19 protein-coding genes and 1 riboswitch are annotated in these 19,342 nt (G+C 42.0%); of the genes, 11 read left to right on the top strand and 8 right to left on the bottom strand.

The features are described from left to right. Positions 1 to 16 precede the first annotated feature (16 nt). Positions 17 to 622 carry a TetR/AcrR family transcriptional regulator gene (locus H7F25_RS14210; RefSeq protein ID WP_171464689.1) on the bottom strand — a complete coding sequence of 202 codons (606 nt, stop codon included), beginning with the start codon at positions 620 to 622 and terminating at the stop codon, positions 17 to 19. An 88-nt stretch (positions 623 to 710) separates the two neighbouring features. Between H7F25_RS14210 and H7F25_RS14205 the strand changes: the two genes are divergently transcribed. Continuing rightward, positions 711 to 1,259: a hypothetical protein gene (locus tag H7F25_RS14205; protein WP_024423470.1), complete on the top strand. Its 549-nt coding sequence runs from the start codon at positions 711 to 713 to the stop codon at positions 1,257 to 1,259. Between the two features lie 37 nt (positions 1,260 to 1,296). Here the strand turns inward: H7F25_RS14205 and H7F25_RS14200 are convergent, their stop codons facing one another. The 3 genes from H7F25_RS14200 to H7F25_RS14190 are packed head-to-tail and all read right to left on the bottom strand — an operon-like array spanning position 1,297 to position 3,864. After that, positions 1,297 to 2,235, bottom strand: a complete 939-nt coding sequence (locus H7F25_RS14200) for a metal ABC transporter substrate-binding protein (RefSeq protein WP_024423469.1) — start codon at positions 2,233 to 2,235, stop codon at positions 1,297 to 1,299. A 13-nt stretch (positions 2,236 to 2,248) separates the two neighbouring features. Next, a complete protein-coding gene (locus tag H7F25_RS14195; protein WP_024423468.1) occupies positions 2,249 to 3,121 on the bottom strand; it encodes a metal ABC transporter permease in 873 nt (290 codons plus the stop codon). Continuing rightward, positions 3,121 to 3,864, bottom strand: a complete 744-nt coding sequence (locus tag H7F25_RS14190) for a metal ABC transporter ATP-binding protein (RefSeq protein ID WP_024426045.1) — start codon at positions 3,862 to 3,864, stop codon at positions 3,121 to 3,123. The genes H7F25_RS14195 and H7F25_RS14190 overlap by 1 nt, the downstream gene beginning before the upstream one ends. A gap of 412 nt (positions 3,865 to 4,276) precedes the next feature. Here H7F25_RS14190 and H7F25_RS14185 point away from each other — a divergent pair, with 412 nt between their 5' ends. From H7F25_RS14185 to H7F25_RS14155, 7 genes are all read left to right on the top strand, one after another. Continuing rightward, on the top strand, positions 4,277 to 6,376 hold the full coding sequence (locus H7F25_RS14185) for a heavy metal translocating P-type ATPase (protein WP_185853835.1): 2,100 nt from the start codon (positions 4,277 to 4,279) through the stop codon (positions 6,374 to 6,376). Between the two features lie 141 nt (positions 6,377 to 6,517). Beyond that, a complete protein-coding gene (locus H7F25_RS14180; RefSeq protein ID WP_044331353.1) occupies positions 6,518 to 7,204 on the top strand; it encodes a DsbA family protein in 687 nt (228 codons plus the stop codon). Then, on the top strand, positions 7,201 to 7,614 hold the full coding sequence (locus H7F25_RS14175) for a disulfide oxidoreductase (protein WP_024423464.1): 414 nt from the start codon (positions 7,201 to 7,203) through the stop codon (positions 7,612 to 7,614). Before H7F25_RS14180 ends, H7F25_RS14175 begins: the two co-directional genes overlap by 4 nt. Before the next feature lie 149 nt (positions 7,615 to 7,763). Beyond that, a complete protein-coding gene (locus H7F25_RS14170) occupies positions 7,764 to 8,375 on the top strand; it encodes a trimeric intracellular cation channel family protein (protein WP_024423463.1) in 612 nt (203 codons plus the stop codon). A 313-nt stretch (positions 8,376 to 8,688) separates the two neighbouring features. Then, the gene (locus H7F25_RS14165; RefSeq protein WP_024423462.1) at positions 8,689 to 10,704 is read left to right on the top strand and encodes a Na+/H+ antiporter; all 2,016 of its coding nucleotides are present in this window, start codon (positions 8,689 to 8,691) and stop codon (positions 10,702 to 10,704) included. 64 nt (positions 10,705 to 10,768) lie between these two features. Next, entirely contained in the window at positions 10,769 to 11,638 is an 870-nt protein-coding gene (locus H7F25_RS14160) for an ROK family protein (protein WP_172880340.1), read from the top strand. Positions 11,639 to 11,707: 69 nt separating this feature from the next. Beyond that, positions 11,708 to 12,553, top strand: coding sequence for an aldo/keto reductase (locus H7F25_RS14155; protein WP_185853834.1), 846 nt, complete (start codon positions 11,708 to 11,710; stop codon positions 12,551 to 12,553). A 39-nt stretch (positions 12,554 to 12,592) separates the two neighbouring features. Here H7F25_RS14155 and modB read toward each other — a convergent pair whose 3' ends face one another. The 4 genes from modB to H7F25_RS14135 all read right to left on the bottom strand — a co-directional run bounded on the left by modB (position 12,593) and on the right by H7F25_RS14135 (position 16,610). Then, positions 12,593 to 13,258 (bottom strand): molybdate ABC transporter permease subunit, encoded by a 666-nt coding sequence (modB, locus tag H7F25_RS14150; RefSeq protein ID WP_025094109.1) that lies wholly within the window; start codon positions 13,256 to 13,258, stop codon positions 12,593 to 12,595. Further along, positions 13,258 to 14,034: a molybdate ABC transporter substrate-binding protein gene (gene modA, locus H7F25_RS14145; protein ID WP_024426041.1), complete on the bottom strand. Its 777-nt coding sequence runs from the start codon at positions 14,032 to 14,034 to the stop codon at positions 13,258 to 13,260. Before modA ends, modB begins: the two co-directional genes overlap by 1 nt. A gap of 115 nt (positions 14,035 to 14,149) precedes the next feature. Further along, the gene (locus H7F25_RS14140; protein ID WP_185853833.1) at positions 14,150 to 16,000 is read right to left on the bottom strand and encodes an LTA synthase family protein; all 1,851 of its coding nucleotides are present in this window, start codon (positions 15,998 to 16,000) and stop codon (positions 14,150 to 14,152) included. A 124-nt stretch (positions 16,001 to 16,124) separates the two neighbouring features. Beyond that, positions 16,125 to 16,610: a metal-dependent hydrolase gene (locus tag H7F25_RS14135; RefSeq protein WP_185853832.1), complete on the bottom strand. Its 486-nt coding sequence runs from the start codon at positions 16,608 to 16,610 to the stop codon at positions 16,125 to 16,127. A 171-nt stretch (positions 16,611 to 16,781) separates the two neighbouring features. On the opposite strand from H7F25_RS14135, the gene H7F25_RS14130 reads away from it, so the two are divergent. From H7F25_RS14130 to H7F25_RS14120, 3 genes are all read left to right on the top strand, one after another. Then, positions 16,782 to 17,210: a MarR family winged helix-turn-helix transcriptional regulator gene (locus tag H7F25_RS14130; RefSeq protein ID WP_024423455.1), complete on the top strand. Its 429-nt coding sequence runs from the start codon at positions 16,782 to 16,784 to the stop codon at positions 17,208 to 17,210. Positions 17,211 to 17,291: 81 nt separating this feature from the next. Then, positions 17,292 to 17,435, top strand: a complete 144-nt coding sequence (gene sspJ, locus H7F25_RS14125) for a small acid-soluble spore protein SspJ (RefSeq protein ID WP_024423454.1) — start codon at positions 17,292 to 17,294, stop codon at positions 17,433 to 17,435. 121 nt (positions 17,436 to 17,556) lie between these two features. Next, positions 17,557 to 17,735: riboswitch (Lysine riboswitch) on the top strand. Positions 17,736 to 17,926: 191 nt separating this feature from the next. Then, positions 17,927 to 19,333 (top strand): amino acid permease, encoded by a 1,407-nt coding sequence (locus H7F25_RS14120; protein WP_041107769.1) that lies wholly within the window; start codon positions 17,927 to 17,929, stop codon positions 19,331 to 19,333. The last annotated feature ends 9 nt before the right edge of the window (positions 19,334 to 19,342 follow it).

Below are 19,342 nucleotides of genomic sequence, written 5' to 3'. Positions count from 1 at the left end.
AAGACATGCTCTCCAATTAAGGAGACATGTCTTTTTTTGTGATAGATTGCAGGTGCATCTGCAGTACGGAGCGTATGAGCTGAGGCGGTATGCGTTCGGGCTGCACGATTCCATTCAATGCAAGCCCATTGATGACCGCATAAAGCCGCTCAGTTTCTAATAAAAGATCGATATCAGTTAGCAGCAGCCCATCCTCTTTCAATTTCATTAAACAATATTGGACCGTTTTGAATAGCTCGTCATACATCTTTGCATTGAGCGGCTGTAAATCTGGTTCAGTCAGCGCCTTAACTGTAAAAGCCTGCCACACCTCCATTTCAAATTTTCGTTCTTCATCAAGTGGAAGAAGCTGTTCCAATAAAGTGAGGACATTTTCCTTCGTTGAACCGTTTAATGCAAGCCCTGTAATCCGCTCCTTGACTCTTTCCTGAATTAAATTCATAGAGAAGAGAAATAACTCTTGCTGTGTGGAAAAGTAATGACGCATAGAGCCGGCTGAAATTCCAGCTTCGACTGCTATTTTTCGTACAGAAGCGTTTTCCAATCCCTCTTGTTTAATTACTCTCATTGCAGCTTGAGCGACCTTTTGTTTTTGTTTATGGTGATCGACGATTTTTGGCATACATTGATTTTAGCATAGCTGTTGTTTTTTTAACACAGATGTGTTATTTTTTATTTAATACAATCGTATTAAAAAGGATGTGGAGAAATTGGTCGGGTTATTGATTGTGGCATGTGAAATTGGTTTTTGGCTGTTTATTCTAATGGGCTTAACGCTTCGTTATGTGTTTAAACAGAAAAAGTGGGGTGCTTTTTTTCTTGTCTGTACGCCAGTTTTAGATCTCATCCTTCTTGCGGCTACTTATATAGATTTAAGGCAAGGGGCTGTGGCGAGTGTCATCCACGGGCTTGCGGCTGTTTATATTGGTGTGAGCCTTGCCTTCGGACATCAAATGGTGAAATGGGCAGATGCTAGGTTTGCCTATCGATTTGCAGGAGGCCCTAAGCCAAAGGGAAAACCAAAGTACGGGAAAGAGCGGTCTGTGTATGAAATGGTCGGCTGGGCGCGGCATTTCATTTCTTATGTTATTGGAGCGGGGCTGTTATATGGATTGACCTATCTCATCCAAGCACCAGAGCGGACGGAAGCGCTGATACAGCTTGTCAATACATGGGGGATGATCTTAACGATTGATTTCATCATTAGCATCAGCTACGTCATTTGGCCGAAAAAACATCCAGAAAATATAACAGGCTGACAAAAAAGACAGGCGGATTCACTCCGCCTGTCTTTTCTTATGATGACAGCCCTTTGTAAATGGTGTCGATATTCCATTTCATCATCTTATAGTAGCTGTCTCCATCTTCCCCTTCTTTTCCAATAGAGTCAGTGAAGACTTTTCCTTTGATCGGAACCCCGGTTTCCTCAGAGAGGCTTTCAAGGCTGCGTTTATCAACACTTGTTTCAAGAAAGAGTGCAGGAACTTGATGATCTTTGACAAAATGAATAATGCGCTTCATTTGTCCTGGTGTTCCTTCACTTTCTGTGTTGATCTCCCAAATATAGCCGGCTTTCAATCCATACGCCTCTGCAAAATATTTGAATGCCCCTTCACTTGTGACAAGGAGCTTTTTATCTTTTGGCAGCTGATCAAACTTGTCTTTTGCTTCATCGTGAAGAGCTTGAAGCTTTTTGATATAGGCTTCTGCATTTTTTTCGTAATCCTCTTTATGTTCAGGGTCCGCTTGAATAAGCGCATCTCGGGCATTTTGGGCATAAAGGATCCCATTCTCAACATTCAGCCATGCGTGAGGGTCCTGCTGGCTTTCAAGGCCTTTTGAGGACAAATGCTTCACTTTGACGCCTTTACTCAGCTCGGCTACAGGTGCATCATCCCCGTCCTTGCCGCTCGATTCAAGCAGCTTTTGAAACCAGCCGTTCCCTGTTTCAAGGTTCAAGCCATTATATAGAACAAGGTCTGCATCCGTCGTATACTGAACATCCTTTGGCAGTGGGTCAAATTCGTGCGGATCTGTACCAATGGGAACAATGCTGTGAATAGAGACATGCTGCCCGCCTACTTCCTTCACAATGTCATAAAGAATAGAGTAGGTCGTGACAACTTTTAATGTGCCGTCATCTTTACCGGAATTACTTTGCTTGGTCGAACAGCCTGCGATGATCATAAGGGCAATGAATACTGCGGTCAAACGGATAGCAAATACCTTCTTCATATATGTCCTCCTTTTACATAGACGCTTCCTTTTTTAAGTGCGTTCGTTTTCGTTTAGATTTTAATGATCTCCATAGAATGCCTTGCTTTGGTGAAAAGATAAAGGCACTGCCGAATAAAATAGTCGCGACCAGCACGATGGAAGCGCCAGATGACAAGTTATACGTAAAACTAAGCCCAAGACCTACGACAGCAGAAACAGCACCGAAAAAAGCAGATAAATAAATCATGATCCAGAGCCGGTCCGTTAAGAGATAAGCGGTGGCTGCCGGTGTGATCAGCATGGCAACGACAAGAATAATTCCAACGGTTTGCAGTGATGCAACGGTCACAAGGGTCAATAAGGTCATGAGAAAATAATGAATCATACGATTCGGCAAACCGTAAACCGAAGAAATCACCGGATCAAATGAACTAATGAGCAGTTCCTTGTAGAAAACAATGACGGCTAGCAAAATAAAAATACCGATTCCCAGTGTAATCCACATATCAGATGATCGAACAGCTAGAACGTTTCCAAATAGAATATGATATAGATCACTTGAACTTTTCAAAAATGTGATCAAAATAATTCCGATTGAGAAAAAGGCTGTAAAGACAATGCCGATGGCAGAATCATTTTTTATGCGGCTGTTTTGACTCACATAACCGATCCCAATCGCTGTTAACACGCCAGTTAAAACGGCCCCGAAGAAAAAGTTAATTCCAAGCATATAAGAGATGGCGACCCCTGGCAGTACGGCATGAGAAATGGCGTCTCCCATCAGAGCCATGCCGCGTAAAATGATAAAGCAGCCGATAACGCCGCAAATGATGCCTACCATGACGGATGTAAATAGCGCTTTTTGTAAAAAAGCATATTCAAAGAGTCCGGTTAAAAATTCCATTACACGTCTCCTCCTGCTGATTTTAAGAATGGCAGCTGTGTTTCATATGCTTCCAGCATGATCTCTGGGCGAAGGATGTCATGTACAGGTCCTGCTTTGATGAGCTTTTTATTTAACAGAACAAGATGGCTGAAATAATCATCTGCCTTACTCAAATCATGATGGACAACCAAAATGGTTTTCCCTTCATCTCGTAATTCCTTCAAAATGCGCACCATCGTTTCTTCACTTGCCATATCAATCCCGACAAATGGTTCATCCAAACAGAAGAGCTGTGCGTTTTGAGCAAGTGCCCTTGCAAGGAAGACACGCTGCTGCTGTCCGCCGGATAACTCACCGATTTGTCTTTTGGCAAAGTCCTGCATCCCGACTTTTTCTAAACAGTGATACGCATATGCCCGGTCTTCTTTTTTTGGACGTTTGATTAGTCCGAGCTTCGGATATGTTCCAAGTAGTACGGTATCCAGTACATGAATCGGAAACGTCCAATCTAAATCATTTCTCTGCGGTACATAGGCGATCTGTTTTCTGACGTGTTTAAAGGGCTGTTCAAAAAAACGAATATCCCCTTGGTCTTTTTCAATGAGATCCAAACATGCCTTGAGTAACGTCGATTTACCAGCACCATTTGGACCGATGATTCCTGTCATTGTCCCTTCCTGTATGGAAAGAGAGACATTCTCTAATGCATCCTGTCCGTGATATGAGACATGAAGACGGTCGATTGTTAAAGCATTTGACATCTCTTGCGGCCCCTTTCAATCATCATTGCACTTCCTAAAGATATATGCATACATTAAATAATTTTGACTAAAGGATGAAATGATTCTCTAATGCTAATTTGTTTCCTTAGGGAAACTTTTATTTTATTCTAAGCGTCTGTCCTTCTTTTGTAAAGAGAAAAACTGCAAACGATCGTTTTTATGTTATGCGGGGGGCGGGGGACATGAGCTTGGTTTATTGAAAATCCGTGTGACAGAATTGGACACAAAAAACCAATTATTTCTTCAGAAATGATTGACAGAAGACGAGAACTCCTCATATAATAAAGGTAATCCAATATATGAATATATGCTCATATATAAAGTTTTTGATTTTTAATAGGTTTCATCGATCCAGGGAACGTTACTTATCATATAGAAAAAAGGTGAGAACATGAAAAAAATGAAGGATGAATACGTATTAAGCGGTCTTGATTGTGGAAACTGTGCACGTAAAATTGAAACAGGTGTCAGCAAAATGGATGGCGTTGAAGCTTGTTCCGTTAATTTTGCGACAGGGACATTGACTGTCACACATGCAGATAAGCAAGAAACGATGTCAAAACGTATTGAAAAAACGGTTCAGTCCATCGAACCTCATGTGAGTGTATCACCAAAAGAAGAAGGACATCACCACGATCATGATCATGGGACAAAAAATTTAAAAGCGATTGTGCTGAAATTAATTGGCGGTGCAGTCATTGGAACAGCAGCTTATTTTATACCAGAAGATGGCTTACTGAAATTTATTACGTTTTTCGCAGCGTATTTACTAGTCGGGGGCGATGTGGTTTTTAAAGCGCTGAAAAATATCGTGCGCGGCCAAGTATTTGATGAAAACTTCTTAATGACCATTGCAACAGCTGGCGCTTTTGTGATTCAGCAATATCCAGAGGCACTGGCAGTGATGCTGTTTTACCAAATTGGAGAGCTGTTCCAAGGAGCAGCAGTGAATCGTTCAAGACGATCCATTAGTGAACTAATGAATATTCGCCCTGAATATGCGAATCTCAAAGTAGGAAATGAAACGAAAAAAGTGAAGCCGGAAGAAGTAAAAGTCGGTGACCGTATCGTCGTAAAACCGGGCGAAAAAATTCCACTTGATGGTCTCGTCATTGAAGGCTTTTCACTCGTGGATACCTCTGCATTAACAGGTGAGTCTGTGCCGCGGGATGTAGAAGCAGGGAAAGAAGTTCTTGCAGGATTTGTGAATCAAAACGGTATTCTTGAAATTGAAGTGCAAAAAGGGCTAAGCGAATCGGCAGTGACGAAAATTTTAGATTTGGTTGAAAATGCGAGCAGCCGAAAAGCACAGACAGAAAACTTTATCACAAAGTTTGCAAAATACTATACACCGGCTGTCGTTGTATTGGCATTGCTGCTTGCCTTTGTGCCGCCGCTTCTCATTCCATCAGCTCAATTGTCTGACTGGGTTTACCGGGCACTCGTTTTCCTAGTGATTTCTTGTCCTTGTGCCCTTGTCGTGTCCATCCCATTAGGGTTCTTCGGAGGAATTGGGGCAGCTTCTAAACGAGGCATCCTTGTAAAAGGCAGTAACTATCTAGAAGCACTAAACTCTGTGAGCTATGCTGTATTTGATAAGACGGGCACACTCACAAAAGGGAACTTTACAGTGACCAATATCGTGACAACGAGCGACAAGTGGTCAGAAGAAGAGCTGCTTTCTTTTGCAGCTTTAGCAGAAGCCCACTCCTCACATCCGATTGCTGAATCAATTAAAACGGCATATGGTTCGCCGCTTGATGAAAGCAAGATCGAAGCATATGAAGATATTGCGGGACATGGAATTAAAGCAACCATCAGTGGTTCCCAAGTGTTAGCGGGTAATCATCGCTTGATGGAACGAGAAGGCATTTCATATGAAAAAGAAAAACGAAGCGGAACGGTTGTGTACATGGCCATTAACGGTGAGTTTGCCGGATCGATCTTGATTGCAGATGAATTAAAGGATGATGCAATTGAAGCCGTCTCAGCTCTAAAAGCATCTGGCATTCAAACAGTCATGCTGACTGGTGATGCCAAGCAAGTTGGAACAGCGGTCGCCCAGCAAATTGGCATTGATGAAGTACATGCCGAATTATTACCGCAGGATAAAGTAACGAAATTAGAAGAAATTGATCAGAAAAAAGCGCCTCAAGAAAAATTATTATTTGTTGGGGACGGCATTAATGATACACCGGTATTAGCAAGAGCAGACATAGGAATTGCGATGGGCGGACTTGGTTCAGATGCAGCGGTAGAAGCGGCTGATATCGTCATTATGACAGACCAGCCGTCAAAAGTTGCAGAAGCCATCGCTGTCGCTAAACGAACAAGAAGAATTGTATGGCAGAACATTGCATTTGCTCTTGGGGTTAAAGGGGTTTTCCTATTACTCGGAGCATTTGGTATTGCGACCATGTGGGAAGCTGTCTTTTCGGATGTCGGTGTGACTGTACTCGCTGTTTTAAATGCCATGAGGGTAATGAAATAAAATTGTTAGGAAAAATTCATGAATACCATCTTTCATAATGAATCCCCTCTTGTTAAAATAGAAGAAGTTGGATAATGGCATTATTCTAAGCTATTATCCTTTTTCTTTTGAAGGAATGAAAAAGATAAGGTAGGTGCTTATGTGAGTAAAAAAAATAATCAATCATCATCCATTAAATTTGCTGTCATTTTAACCATTATCGCAGCTCTTCTCATCGGATTATTCGTCGTCATTGGAAATAACAACAGCAAAGAAGCACAAACGGTTGACAGTAAGCCTTCTATTAAAGGACAGCCTGTTATGGGGGATAAAAACGCAGCGGTGCAAATCGTCGAGTTTGGGGATTATAAATGTCCGTCATGTAAATCATTTGAAACAGACATTTTCCCAAAACTGAAAGCGGACTACATAGATAAAGGCGATGTATCATTTTCGTTTATTAACTTGCCACTTCCTGTTCATGGAGATGGCGCAGTGCTGGCAGCACTAGCTTCTGAAGAAGTGTGGAAAGAAGATCCGAAAAACTTTTGGGCATTTCATGAAGCTGTCTATCAAGCACAGCCAGATAGTGAAGCAGAATGGGTCACGCCTGCTAAGCTGACAGAGCTAGCGAAAAAGACAACAAAAATAGATACGGACAAGCTTAAAGATAACCTATCAAAGAAAACATATCAGCCGCAGCTGAACACAGACGATCAGCTTGTGAACCAATATAAAGTGAATGCAACACCAACTCTTTTCATTAACAATAAACAAGTCGAAAACTTTTATGACTATGATGAAATCAAAGAATTAATTGATCAAGAGCTCAAAGGGAAAAAATCATGAAGAATAAGCTTGTTTACTTATACAGTGCTTGGATCGTTTCTATCGTTGCGACGATGAGCAGCCTGTATTTAAGTGAAGTAAAGAAGTTTATCCCATGCGATATGTGCTGGTTTCAGCGCATTTTCATGTACCCGCTCGTGCTTTTACTTGGAATTGCGACATTCAGGGGCGATGTGAAAGTGAAATATTACGTTCTGCCTTTGGCTGTGATTGGCGCTTGTTTTTCTATCTATCATTATATGGAACAAAAGATACCTGGCTTTGCATCGATTCGCCCTTGCCTGAGCGGTATTCCTTGTTCCGTTGATTATTTGAACTGGTTTGGTTTTATCACCATTCCACTGCTAGCCCTTATTGCATTTATTCTCATCATCATTAGTATGCTGCTGTTAAATGCAAAAGAAGATTGAAAGAGATAGCCTGCTTATAAGCGGGCTATTTTTTATTTTTGCAAAAAGATAAAATTTAAAGAAAATTTGTATTGCTTTTCACCAGTGTCAGATATACATTAAGGGAGTAGTGTTAGATGATCAGATAAAGGTAAGGAGATAAGCGGAAAATGGCATGGGAAGTCTTAAGTATCATTGGCATTGTCGCATTCGCTATTAGTGGCGCGATTGTGGCAATGGAGGAAGAGTACGATATTCTTGGTGTGTACATTTTAGGGATTGTGACAGCATTTGGCGGTGGAGCGATTCGGAATCTATTAATTGGTCTGCCGGTGTCTGCTTTATGGTCACAGGGCAAAATGTTTACGATTGCCCTTGTATCCATTACGATTGTGTTTCTTTTTCCAAAGCTTTTGCTCAAGCATTGGAGCACATGGGGGAATTTCTCAGATGCGATCGGTTTAGCAGCGTTTGCGATTCAAGGCGCATTATTTGCTGTGCAAAGAGAACTCCCGCTCAGTGCAGTTATTGTGGCAGCCATTTTGACTGGAAGCGGCGGCGGAATTGTGCGTGATTTATTGGCAGGGCGGAAGCCGCTTGTGCTAAAAGCAGAGATTTACGCCGTATGGGCAGCCCTTGGCGGCTTATTCGTCGGACTCGGCTTAGCGCAAGGAGAGCTTGCATTATATCTGCTGTTTGTCATCCTCGTCGTATGCAGAGTTTGTTCCTACTTATTCAAATGGCGTCTTCCCGCCAGGTCTTATTTTTTAAATAAAGGGTAAAACGAAAAAAGGGCGATTCCGCTCTTTTTTTGTGTTTAATAAGAGCTGAATATCAGCAGATGATGGAGTTTTCGTGTAAAATAAAAGCAGGGTCTTTTGTTCATCATTTGAACAATACATATGATGAAAATTTTGTCAGCTGGCTGAATATCTAGATTCAGCCTTTTTTTGCCTAGATGGATTGTTATGTGTTGGTTTCACTTTTTGCGGAATACTAAAGAAGCACTTCTGAGCGGACGGATGGATGAAATGAACACATCTTTGCATGTAAGCAAAACTTGACGAAAAATATACATAGGAGGGACATGTACTAGTGGAGATTTTTTTGGCAGTGCTTGTACTACTGGCACTCATTGCAGTATCTAATATTATCAATCGTTTTGTCCCCTTTATTCCCGTTCCGTTAATTCAAGTGGGCTTAGGAATATTGGTGGCAGCTTTTCCTTCAGGTTTACATATTTCTTTAAATCCTGAACTCTTCTTCGTTCTATTTATTGCGCCGCTGTTATTTAATGACGGGAAGCGTACCCCAAGGGACGAGCTATGGAAATTAAGAGCACCGATTCTTCTTTTAGCGCTTGGGTTAGTGTTTGCGACCGTCATTGTAGCGGGATATACCATTCATTGGATGATTCCAAGCATACCGCTTCCAGCCGCATTTGCGCTTGCAGCAATTTTATCACCGACAGATGTGGTGGCAGTAAGTGCTTTATCCAGCCGTGTGAATATGCCAAAGGGCATCATGAGACTGCTGGAAGGCGAAGGGCTGATGAACGATGCATCAGGACTTGTCGCCTTTAAATTTGCCATTGCTGCAACGGTGACGGGAGCATTTTCAATTGCTCAGGCATCCTTTAGTTTTGTACTGATTGCAGCAGGCGGGTTATTGACTGGATTTATTCTATCCTTTTTTATCATTCGTTTTCGCTATTTTCTCCGCCGTTTAGGAATGGACGATGTCACAATGCATATCATCCTGCAAATCCTTACACCATTTGTGATTTATTTAGCAGCGGAAGAAATCGGTGTATCTGGAATTTTAGCCGTTGTGGCTGGCGGTGTGACACATGCCATTGAGCAAGACCGAATGGAAGCGAATTTAGCCAAACTGCAAATTGCTTCATCAAACACATGGAATATTATTTTATTTATTTTAAACGGACTTGTTTTCGTTTTACTTGGATTGCAGATTCCGGATGTTTCTACAGTCATTTTCCAAGATGAATCCTTTAACAACATGCAGGTGATTGGCTACATCTTAATTATTACGCTATGTCTCATGGTGCTGCGGTTCTTATGGGTATGGCTGTTCTGGGCAGGAAAATGGAGTGCAACAAAAAAGCAAAATGTGAAAAAGCCGAAGTTTCGCGCCTCGATGCTCATGACATTCTCTGGTGTCCGCGGGGCTGTGACATTAGCCGGTGCCTTCTCTATCCCATTTACGCTCGCGGACGGATCACCATTTCCAGAGCGGCATTTGATTATCTTCCTCGCAGCAGGCGTCATCTTATGTACACTCATTTTAGCCAGTGTGTTACTGCCTCTTTTATCTGAGAAAAAAGACAAACAAGTCGACGTGGACTTGGATACAAAGATTCAGCATGCGAAACGAAAACTGCTGAGAAGCGCGATTAAAACGTTAAAAGAAGGGATGAATGAGGACAACAGGGAAGTATCCCTTGCACTCATCAATGATTACCGAATGAAGCTGAGAAATATCCAGCGTGAACCATACCAATTCGGGATGAGAAAACAAGAGCGAAAAATCAGACTGCACGGCATCAAAGCAGAACAGATGAAACTTCAACAATTAATCGATGAAGAGAAAATTGACAAGGAAGAAGCCTATGAGCTGCAAGAGAGATTTCATGAGCTGGAAATGCTGTATTCAAACTCCTTCAAAATCCGTTTTTCAAAGGTAAAGTTTCTCCGCTTGCTTCAATGGCTGCAATTATGGCGGCCGAATCAGCACATTTCAAGCGGTATTTTAGAAAAAGAGGACGCGTACAAACAAATCCGTAAGAAAACGGCTGAGGCTGCGGTAGACTCGATCAAACAGCATATGACAGATGAAAACCAGCAAACATGCCACCAAGTGATTGGTTTTTACAACCAAGTGATTTACCGCTGTGAACACGGTCCAAGCTTCTTCCAGCAAAAAGACCGTTCATTTGACCGGAAGAAAAAAGAGCTTAACTTCCAAGCTGTACAGTCGATTCGAAATGAAATTCAAACCTTATATGAAGATGGTGAGATCAATCGTGATATTGCCCATCATTTAAGGGAGTATATCAATGACATGGAAGCTGTTCTGCTCACCAATACGTGATGTTGTCATCTTCTCCCTCGTGTTTTATGATGAAGAAAGAGAACGAGCAGAGGGGAGATCAATGATGGCGTATTATGGAGCGATTGAAGCTGGGGGTACAAAATTTTGTTGTGCAATCGGCAATGAGCATGGAGACATCTTAGAGGAAATGACGATTCCGACAGAGCACCCAGAAAAAACAATACAGCAGCTTATTCCATTTTTTAAGCAGCATGACATTGCAGCATTAGGGGTTGGCTCCTTTGGACCCATTTGTGTTCAAAAGGAGGATCCTTCATACGGTTATATTATGAACACGCCGAAAGTGGAGTGGAAGCATTATCCGTTCATTCCTGAGCTTGAGAAGCAATTAGGTGTCCCAGTATCCTTTACAACAGATGTCAATGCCGCAGCACTAGGTGAATTAACAAAAGGGGCAGCCAAAGGGCTAAGCAGCTGTTTGTATATCACGGTCGGTACAGGCATTGGTGCGGGAGCTGTTGTGAAAAATGAGCTTCTACACGGCCATTCACATCCTGAGATGGGACATATCCTTATCAGAAAGGATGAATCAGATCCGTTTGCAGGTGTCTGTCCGGCACATGGAAATTGCTTAGAAGGGCTGGCAGCTGGACCAGCGATTGAGAAAAGGTGGGGAAAACCCGCCAAAGAGCTTACGCAGGAAGAAGCAGTTTGGGCACTTGAAGCGGATTATTTAGCGCAGGCGCTTATGCAGTACTCACTCATTTTAAGCCCAGAGCGCATCATCATGGGCGGAGGCGTCATGAAGCAAAAGCAGCTATTCCCACTCATTCGAGAGAAGCTGGCTGCTTATGTCAATGATTATGTCGATCTGCCGCCGCTTGATACATACATTGTCTCCCCCGGGCTTGAGGACAAGGCTGGCATGACAGGTGCACTGCTCTTAGCCGTCGAAGCGAAGAGAAACGCCTGATAATAGAGTTTTGAAGCACAACATGAGATAATGAAAGAGATGGAATCTATAAAAAAGGTGGTTGTAAAAATGGTCAAAAGCTTGAATGATACCGTAACATTGAATAACGGAGTCGAAATGCCTTGGTTTGGTTTAGGTGTATTCAAAGTGGAGGACGGCAATCAAGTGGTAGATGCCGTAAAAGCAGCCATACGAAACGGATATCGCAGCATTGATACGGCAGCTGTTTATAAAAATGAGACAGGCGTAGGAAAAGCGATTAAAGAATCTGGCGTGAAACGAGAAGACTTATTTATCACATCTAAAGTATGGAACACAGATCAAGGCTATGAAAAAGCGCTTGAAGCGTTTGACGCAAGCTTAAACCGATTAGGTCTTGATTACTTAGACCTCTATTTGATTCATTGGCCTGGACCAAATGCAGATACATTTAAAGACACATGGCGCGCACTTGAGAAGCTTTATAAAGATGGGAAAGTCAGAGCCATTGGAGTCAGCAACTTCTACATTCAGCATTTAGAAGAGCTGTTAAAAGATGCTGAGGTTGTTCCAGCTGTGAACCAAGTGGAATTTCATCCGAAACTGACACTTGTTGAACTGCGTCAATATGCAAAGGAAAAAGGCATTCAGATTGAGGCATGGTCTCCGCTGATGCAAGGGAAGCTATTAGATCATAACGTATTGAAAGACATTGCTGCACGCTACAACAAATCTGTTGCTCAAGTCATCTTGCGCTGGGATCTGCAAAGCGGTGTCGTGACAATTCCAAAATCAATCAATGAAGAACGCATTAAACAAAATGCAGACATCTTTGACTTCGAGCTTTCCAAAGAAGACATGGAAAAAATCGATGCATTAAACAATAACGAACGCGTCGGCTCAAATCCAGAGACGATGACGGTTGGGTTTGAATAAATAATAAAATCCTCTTTCTTATTTGAGAAAGAGGATTTTTTACGTACTGCTTCGGCGCACAGCCAAGAGCATGATAAAAGATAGGATCACAATACAAATCGTCCAAGCCCAAGCAAGCTCCATTCGTCCAGAATCAATTGCCACATAGATAGCGGTTGGGAGTGTTTGGGTTTTTCCTGGGATGTTGCCGGCAAACATTAAGGTCGCCCCGAATTCTCCAAGGGCTCTGGCAAAGCTGAGGATGCTGCCTGACAAGAGGGAAGGCAGGGCAAGTGGTACTGTAATATAGGCAAAGACTTGGAATGAATGAGCACCATCTACTTTTGCAGCCCCTTCAATGTCTGACTCAATCGTAGAAAATCCAGCTTTTGCAGATTGATACATAAGGGGGAATGCCACAACCGTCGATGCAATAACTGCCGCCCACCATGTAAAAATGACAGGTTGGTGGAAGATCCATTCAATCACGCCTCCGATCAAGCTATGCCTTCCGAATATGACGAGCAATAAAAACCCTACAACTGTTGGCGGAAGGACAAGCGGCATCATCAAAAGCGTTTCTACGATCATTTTCCCCTTAAATGAAGTTCGCGCCATCCAATAGCCAATCATTGTACCAAAAACTGTTGCCAGCAGCCCGCTCACAACGGCAACTTGCACAGACAGCCAGATGGGAGATAGGAATTCTTCAGTGAGCATGGGCATTATGTTACTTGAAAGCCGTACTTTTTAAAAATGGATTTGGCTGCTTTTGATTGTAGAAATTGAAAAAAGGACTTGGCTTCCTCTAAATGTTCTGTCCCTTTTACGATCCCTACTGGGTAAATGATCGGGGAATGCATGTCCTGATTGGCTTCAGCTGCAATCTTTACTTTTTTGGAAACGAGGGCATCTGTCTTATACACAACACCAGCTTCCACATTTCCTGTTTCTACGTAGCTTAAAACCTGCCGCACATCCTTGCCGTACACAGTGTTCTTTTTCACTTGATCCCAGATGTTCAGCTTTGTGAAAATCTCTTTGCCGTATGTACCAGCAGGAACGGATTCAGGTGTGCCAAGAGCAACCTTTCCTTTTATGTGCTGGACGTCTTGAAAGCTTTTAATAGAGGAAGAGTGATCTTTTGGCACAATGAGTACAAGCTCATTTTGGATAGCATCCTTGATAAAGTGTTGATCGATGTCTCCAGATTTCACAAGCTCATCAAAGGGCGCTTCAGCTGCAGAGAAAAAGAGATCCGCCTTTGCCCCTTGCGCAATTTGCTGCTTTAATGCGCCGGATGACCCGAAATTATTTGTTAATGTCACATTCGGATGCTCATCATTATAAGTGGATTCAATTTCCTTTAGTGCATCCTGAAGGCTTGCCGCAGCTGAAATGACAAGCTCAGTTTTTTTGGTTGTATCCGATGACTTCATCTCTGTTTGACATCCGCTCAGGAGCAAACAGATGGCGATGAAGGCGAAGAACGCATACTTCATGTTTACACCTCTTATTATTCAATATCATCTGTATCCTTTATTATAAGCAAACTTATTTGACCATTCATAGGCTTTCAGTAAAAAGAGAAAAGAAAAAGCCGCCAGAAGGCGACTTTTAATGCTGATAAAAACGGAGCAAATTTCCATTGATCACTTTGTCTGATAAGGAAAGCTCTTTATTGGCTTTTTCGATATAAGGCTGACACACCTCATCCTGTTCAACAGGTTCTTTTGTTTTTTGATCATAGCAGGTGTTCTTTGTATAGAGATAATCATCTGTAATAAAGTTTCCGTTTCTCAAAACAGCAAAAGGCGTCCGTTCGTTTGAAAATAAGTCATTGCCAAATTGAATGGCATCCTTCGTTTCAATACCGAGTAAGTGCAGGAGTGTCGGCTTCACGTCGATTTGCCCAGCTGTTTCAGAAATTGTCTGCGGTGCTTGATCTGTGACTCCCGGAATGTAAATCAAAAAGGGAACCCGCTGCAATTTCACAGCATCAAACGGTGTGATTTCATCTTTATTGAGCAGCTCTGCCATTGCCTGATGATGTGCCTCGGAGATGCCATAGTGATCCCCCATGAGAACAAACATTGTATTGTCATACAGTCCTTCTTCTTTCATACGTTCAAAAAATGTCTTTATGGCTTCATCCTGATAGCGGACGGTCGTCACATAGCGGTTTAAAATGGCGCTGGACGAATCATATTCATCAATCAATTGATCGTTTGGATCGATTTCAAATGGAAAGTGATTGGTCAAGGTAATGAATGTGCTGTAATAAGGTGCCTTCAACTTTTTTAAATAATCAATGGATTGGTTAAAGAAGTCGATATCCTTTAAGCCCCAGCCAGTTGAATTCTGTTCATTGACTTGATACGAATCGACATCATAAAAGCGGTCAATCCCAAACGATTCATACATCACATCACGATTCCAAAACGTTTTATTATTCGCATGAAATTGGACGGATTGATAGTTCTTTTTTTTCAACTGCTTGTATAACGTGTCGTATTCGTTGTCACTCGCTGTGAAAAAGACAGCGCCGCTGCTAGATGGATAGAGGGAATTTGCGACAATAAACTCTGAATCCGACGTCTTTCCTTGCTCAGTCTGCTGATAAAATTCATCAAAATAAAAACTCTTTTTAGCGAGTTGATTTAAAAAGGGGGTGATGTATTGTCCATTCACCTTTTGATCAACGACAAATTGCTGGGTTGATTCGAGTGAAATGAACACAACGTTCTTGCCTTTAGCAAGTCCAAAGTACTCTTCGTTTGGTGCACTGTAATCAGCCTTTGTGTAGTTAGCTACGGTTGAAAGTGTATCTTCATCTGCAAAGGCTTTTTGTCCAATTCGCGCTGTTTGGGCAGCGCCGTCATATAGGTGGAACTGGAACAGCCCAAGGTTTCGTACAATCACTTCTCGATCATAAGAGCTTGTCAGAAAACGAGGGTGATCCATCATGGCTGAACTGACATGAAACAATAGAAAGCTGCAGCACACGGCATAATATGTTTTGATCGTCTTGAAGGAGGCTTTTGGTGCTAAAGGTTTACGCTTTAACAGCCATGCCAGTACCACGAAATCAATGAGCATCAGTAAAAACAGCGGGTGGAACAATTCTGTCATACTGCTGCCCATATCCCCCATGTTTTTCGCTTGGAATAATACAGGGATCGTAATGAAATCAATATAAAATCCATAAAAGATCGTATTCGCTATGAGAATCGCCGTTAAAATAAAATTTGCGGTCAATAAAAAAATCTTTTGCTTCTTTTCATTTAAAAAAAGAGCAATCCCAAACAAAGGGAGCAAAAAGCTAAGTGGATTGATCAAAAGCAGCCATTCATGAAACAGATTGGCCGTTCTTATGTGAAATCCGAATTGATATATGATGTATGTTTTCATCCACATGAAGAGGATGGAATACACTAAAAACCAGTGATTTTTGAAGAACGCTTTCATTTATGTAGCTCCTCATCATTCTGTATTCAGCTGCAAGGCAAAAACACTTATCTTAAACCTACTAAAAAAATGAGGAATGATCAATTCATATCCTGTGTTTTTCGGAAAAACTCTTTTTAATTCATTAGAATGGGATGGATATGCCGCAGATGACGGCGATGTAATAGCAGGTAACGACGGTAAGAGCAGCTAGTACGACTTGTTCTCCTGTGCTGCCTGTTTTGACATAGAAGGGAAGACGCACTTTAATGGAAGCTGGAAATAAAAATTTAATCCCGTTCACTGTTCCTGCATCCAGGATGAGATGACTTGCCATCCCGACTAGTAAACCGATACTTAGGCTGTCATTTGGAATGTATGTTGTCGCTAGAAAATAAATGATCAGCAAAAATAATAAACTGTGTGTAAACGTGCGATGACCGAATACACTGCTGATCAGTGCCGAGAGCAGCGGGAATTTTCTGCCGATTTTACTTTTTGTATGGCAAAGATCAGGGATCAGGGCACCAAGTGATCCAGCAGCAGCCATCGTCACTGGGTCTAATCCATAATAGTAGGCAACGGCTGTAGAGGCGGCAACTCCGCCCATGATGTGTGTTTTTCCTGTCATGATGCGTACTCCTGTTCTATCTTTAGTTCAAGTACTCACTATATCAAGGGTGGATTTATTCAGCAAGGCTTATTTCTAAAGAAAAAGAGGCCAAAATGGTTGGCTGAATGGAAAAACATTCTATAATAAGGGAGAAGTCATGTTGATACTAACGATAAGGATGCGATTCGGATGGGTAATGCAGACATTTTAAAAGAAATTGTTCTTGTACATTATGAAGTCAGCCGTAAATTAAACCGCAAGTTACTTGAGTTAGAGAAAGACATCACGCCCCCGCAGATATATGCTCTTTCTATTTTGATACAAGGCAAAGTATCACATGCCGAAGAGCTGAAGCAAAGACTCTCTTTAAACCCTGGTGCAGCCTCTATTGCACTCAATAAATTATGTGAGCAGGGTTATATTCAAAGAGAACGGGACAAGGACGATTCATCACTTGTTCGTTTAGAAGTCACGGAAAAAGGGATGGCGATTTATGAAAAGCATACACGTCTTTTCGGAAAAGTGATTCAGCATATGATGTCAGACTTCACAAAGGATGATTTAAAAACCTTTCTGTCGTACTTGCAAAAAATGAGACAGACCTTTCATGATGATTGAGCCCCTTCCCTTGTATAATGCTGAGCGCTGTAGCGCAAATTAAACAGGCAACCGCATTTTATGAAAAGGGAGGAAACAGCGATGTCATTTTTCCAAAAGGATAAAAAGGCGAAAAGTGAGAAAAACCATCAGCAGGTAGATCAGCTGTTAGAGGAAGCAAGTAAAGAGCTAGCAGGCGATCCGCTTCAGGAAGCTGTACAAAAGAAGAAAAACAACCAACAATAAGCAGGTAAAGGGCAGAGAAACCGTTCTCTGCCTTTTTTCTATGTTTTTCCCTTTGACAGATGTGAGAATGTTTGATAACCTTCGTGTAGTAAAAATGAATAGAAATCCTCACGCTATGTCTCAGTGAGGTAGAGGTTGCGCGGATGATGAGTCACTCATAGGAGAGATGGAATCGTAGATCATGAGAAAAAAGGCATCAGCGCCGAAGTGTAAAGAGAGCTCCAACTTTCTTTATGCTGGGTCTGCATTGAATAAATGCAGGACTGCCACGTCTTTGAAGCGTGGAGGGCTATCCGGAGATCAAGGTGTATGTTTTGAAAAGCATGGACTTTTGTTCAGGCTTTTTTTTATGTTCTGAGTAAAAAAAATAAGGGTATGCTGTGAATAAGTAATCCATAATGAACATAAAGAATGCAAGTCATTGCTTCACAAATATATCAATGAAGATACTGCCGGGTCTGGTCCAAAGTGAATAAAACGGAGGTACGGAAATGGAACAGACAAAAAAATGGGGTTTTTGGTTATTGACGGCTTTTGTCGTCGGAAATATGGTAGGTTCAGGCATCTTTATGCTGCCAAGTACGCTTGCCCAGCACGCCAGTCCTTTAGGTGTGACGATGGCATGGCTTGTCACAGGCGGCGGTGTGCTGATGATTGCGCTTGTATTTGGGCATTTGTCCATTCATAAGCCGCAGCTGACGGCTGGACCACAAAGTTATGCAAGGGCGCTTTTTAAAGATCCGAAAAAAGGGAAAGCGGCCGGTTTTACAATGGTTTGGGGATATTGGGTGGCAAGCTGGATTAGTAATGTCGCAATTATTACAAGCCTTGCTGGTTATTTAACGACTTTTTTCCCTATTCTCACCGTGAAGACTGAAGTTTTTACCTTTGGAAAAGAAGCGGTCACACTTGGCCAGCTCATGACGTTTATCGTATGTACCCTTCTTCTATGGGGAACACATACCATTTTAATCACTAGCTTAAGTGCTGCAAGTAAATTGAATTTTATTACGACCTTTTCGAAGGTGCTTGGATTCGTCCTTTTTATTGTGGCGGGATTATTTGCATTTCAAACGGCATTATTTGAACATTATTACTTCCCAGTTGAAACAGGCGGAGAAGGAGTGCTTGGACTTGGTGGCCAAATTCATCATGCGGCTATTTCCACACTATGGGCATTTATTGGGATTGAATCAGCTGTCATTTTATCAGGAAGAGCATCCTCACAGCGTGATGTGAAACGTGCGACGATTACAGGTCTTTTAATCGCACTTTCGATCTACATGATTATCACATTGATTACAATGGGCGTTCTGCCGCATGATCAATTGCAAGGCTCTGACAAACCATTCGTGGATGTGCTTCAGCTTATTATTGGGCCAGCTGGCGGAATTGTCATGGCACTGCTGGCGATTATTTGTTTGTTTGGTTCGATGCTTGGCTGGATTTTACTTGGTTCAGAAGTACCGTATCAAGCAGCAAAGGCTGGTGATTTTCCAGCAGTATTTGCAAAAACAAACAAAAAAGGAAGCCCTGCTTTCGCTTTGACTGTTACAAATATTATGTCACAGCTGTTTATCTTCTCTGTGATGTCACGTACGATTAATGAAGCTTTTACCTTTTTAACCACATCAGCGACACTTGCGTATCTTATTCCGTATATTGTGTCTTCCATCTACAGCTTTAAGGTCATTATGCAAGGTGACACATATGAGCTTCAAAAAGGGAATCGAACAAGAGACGGTATCATTGCACTTGTTGCGATGGGATATTCAGCTTGGGTCATTATTTCAGGAACAGCCGACTTGAAAACTTTTGGTCTTGGAATCGGTCTATTCTTAGTGGGTATTTTGCTTTATCCACTTATGTCAAAAGGATTTGCCAAAGAAACGGTATAAGATAAGGAA

Origin of the sequence: Bacillus sp. PAMC28571, from assembly GCF_014250435.1 — a bacterium.
GTDB classification, from domain to species: Bacteria; Bacillota; Bacilli; order Bacillales; family Bacillaceae; genus Bacillus; species Bacillus safensis.
Note: the sequence above shows the minus strand (reverse complement) of the source record. Positions and strands in the feature narration are given on the sequence as shown.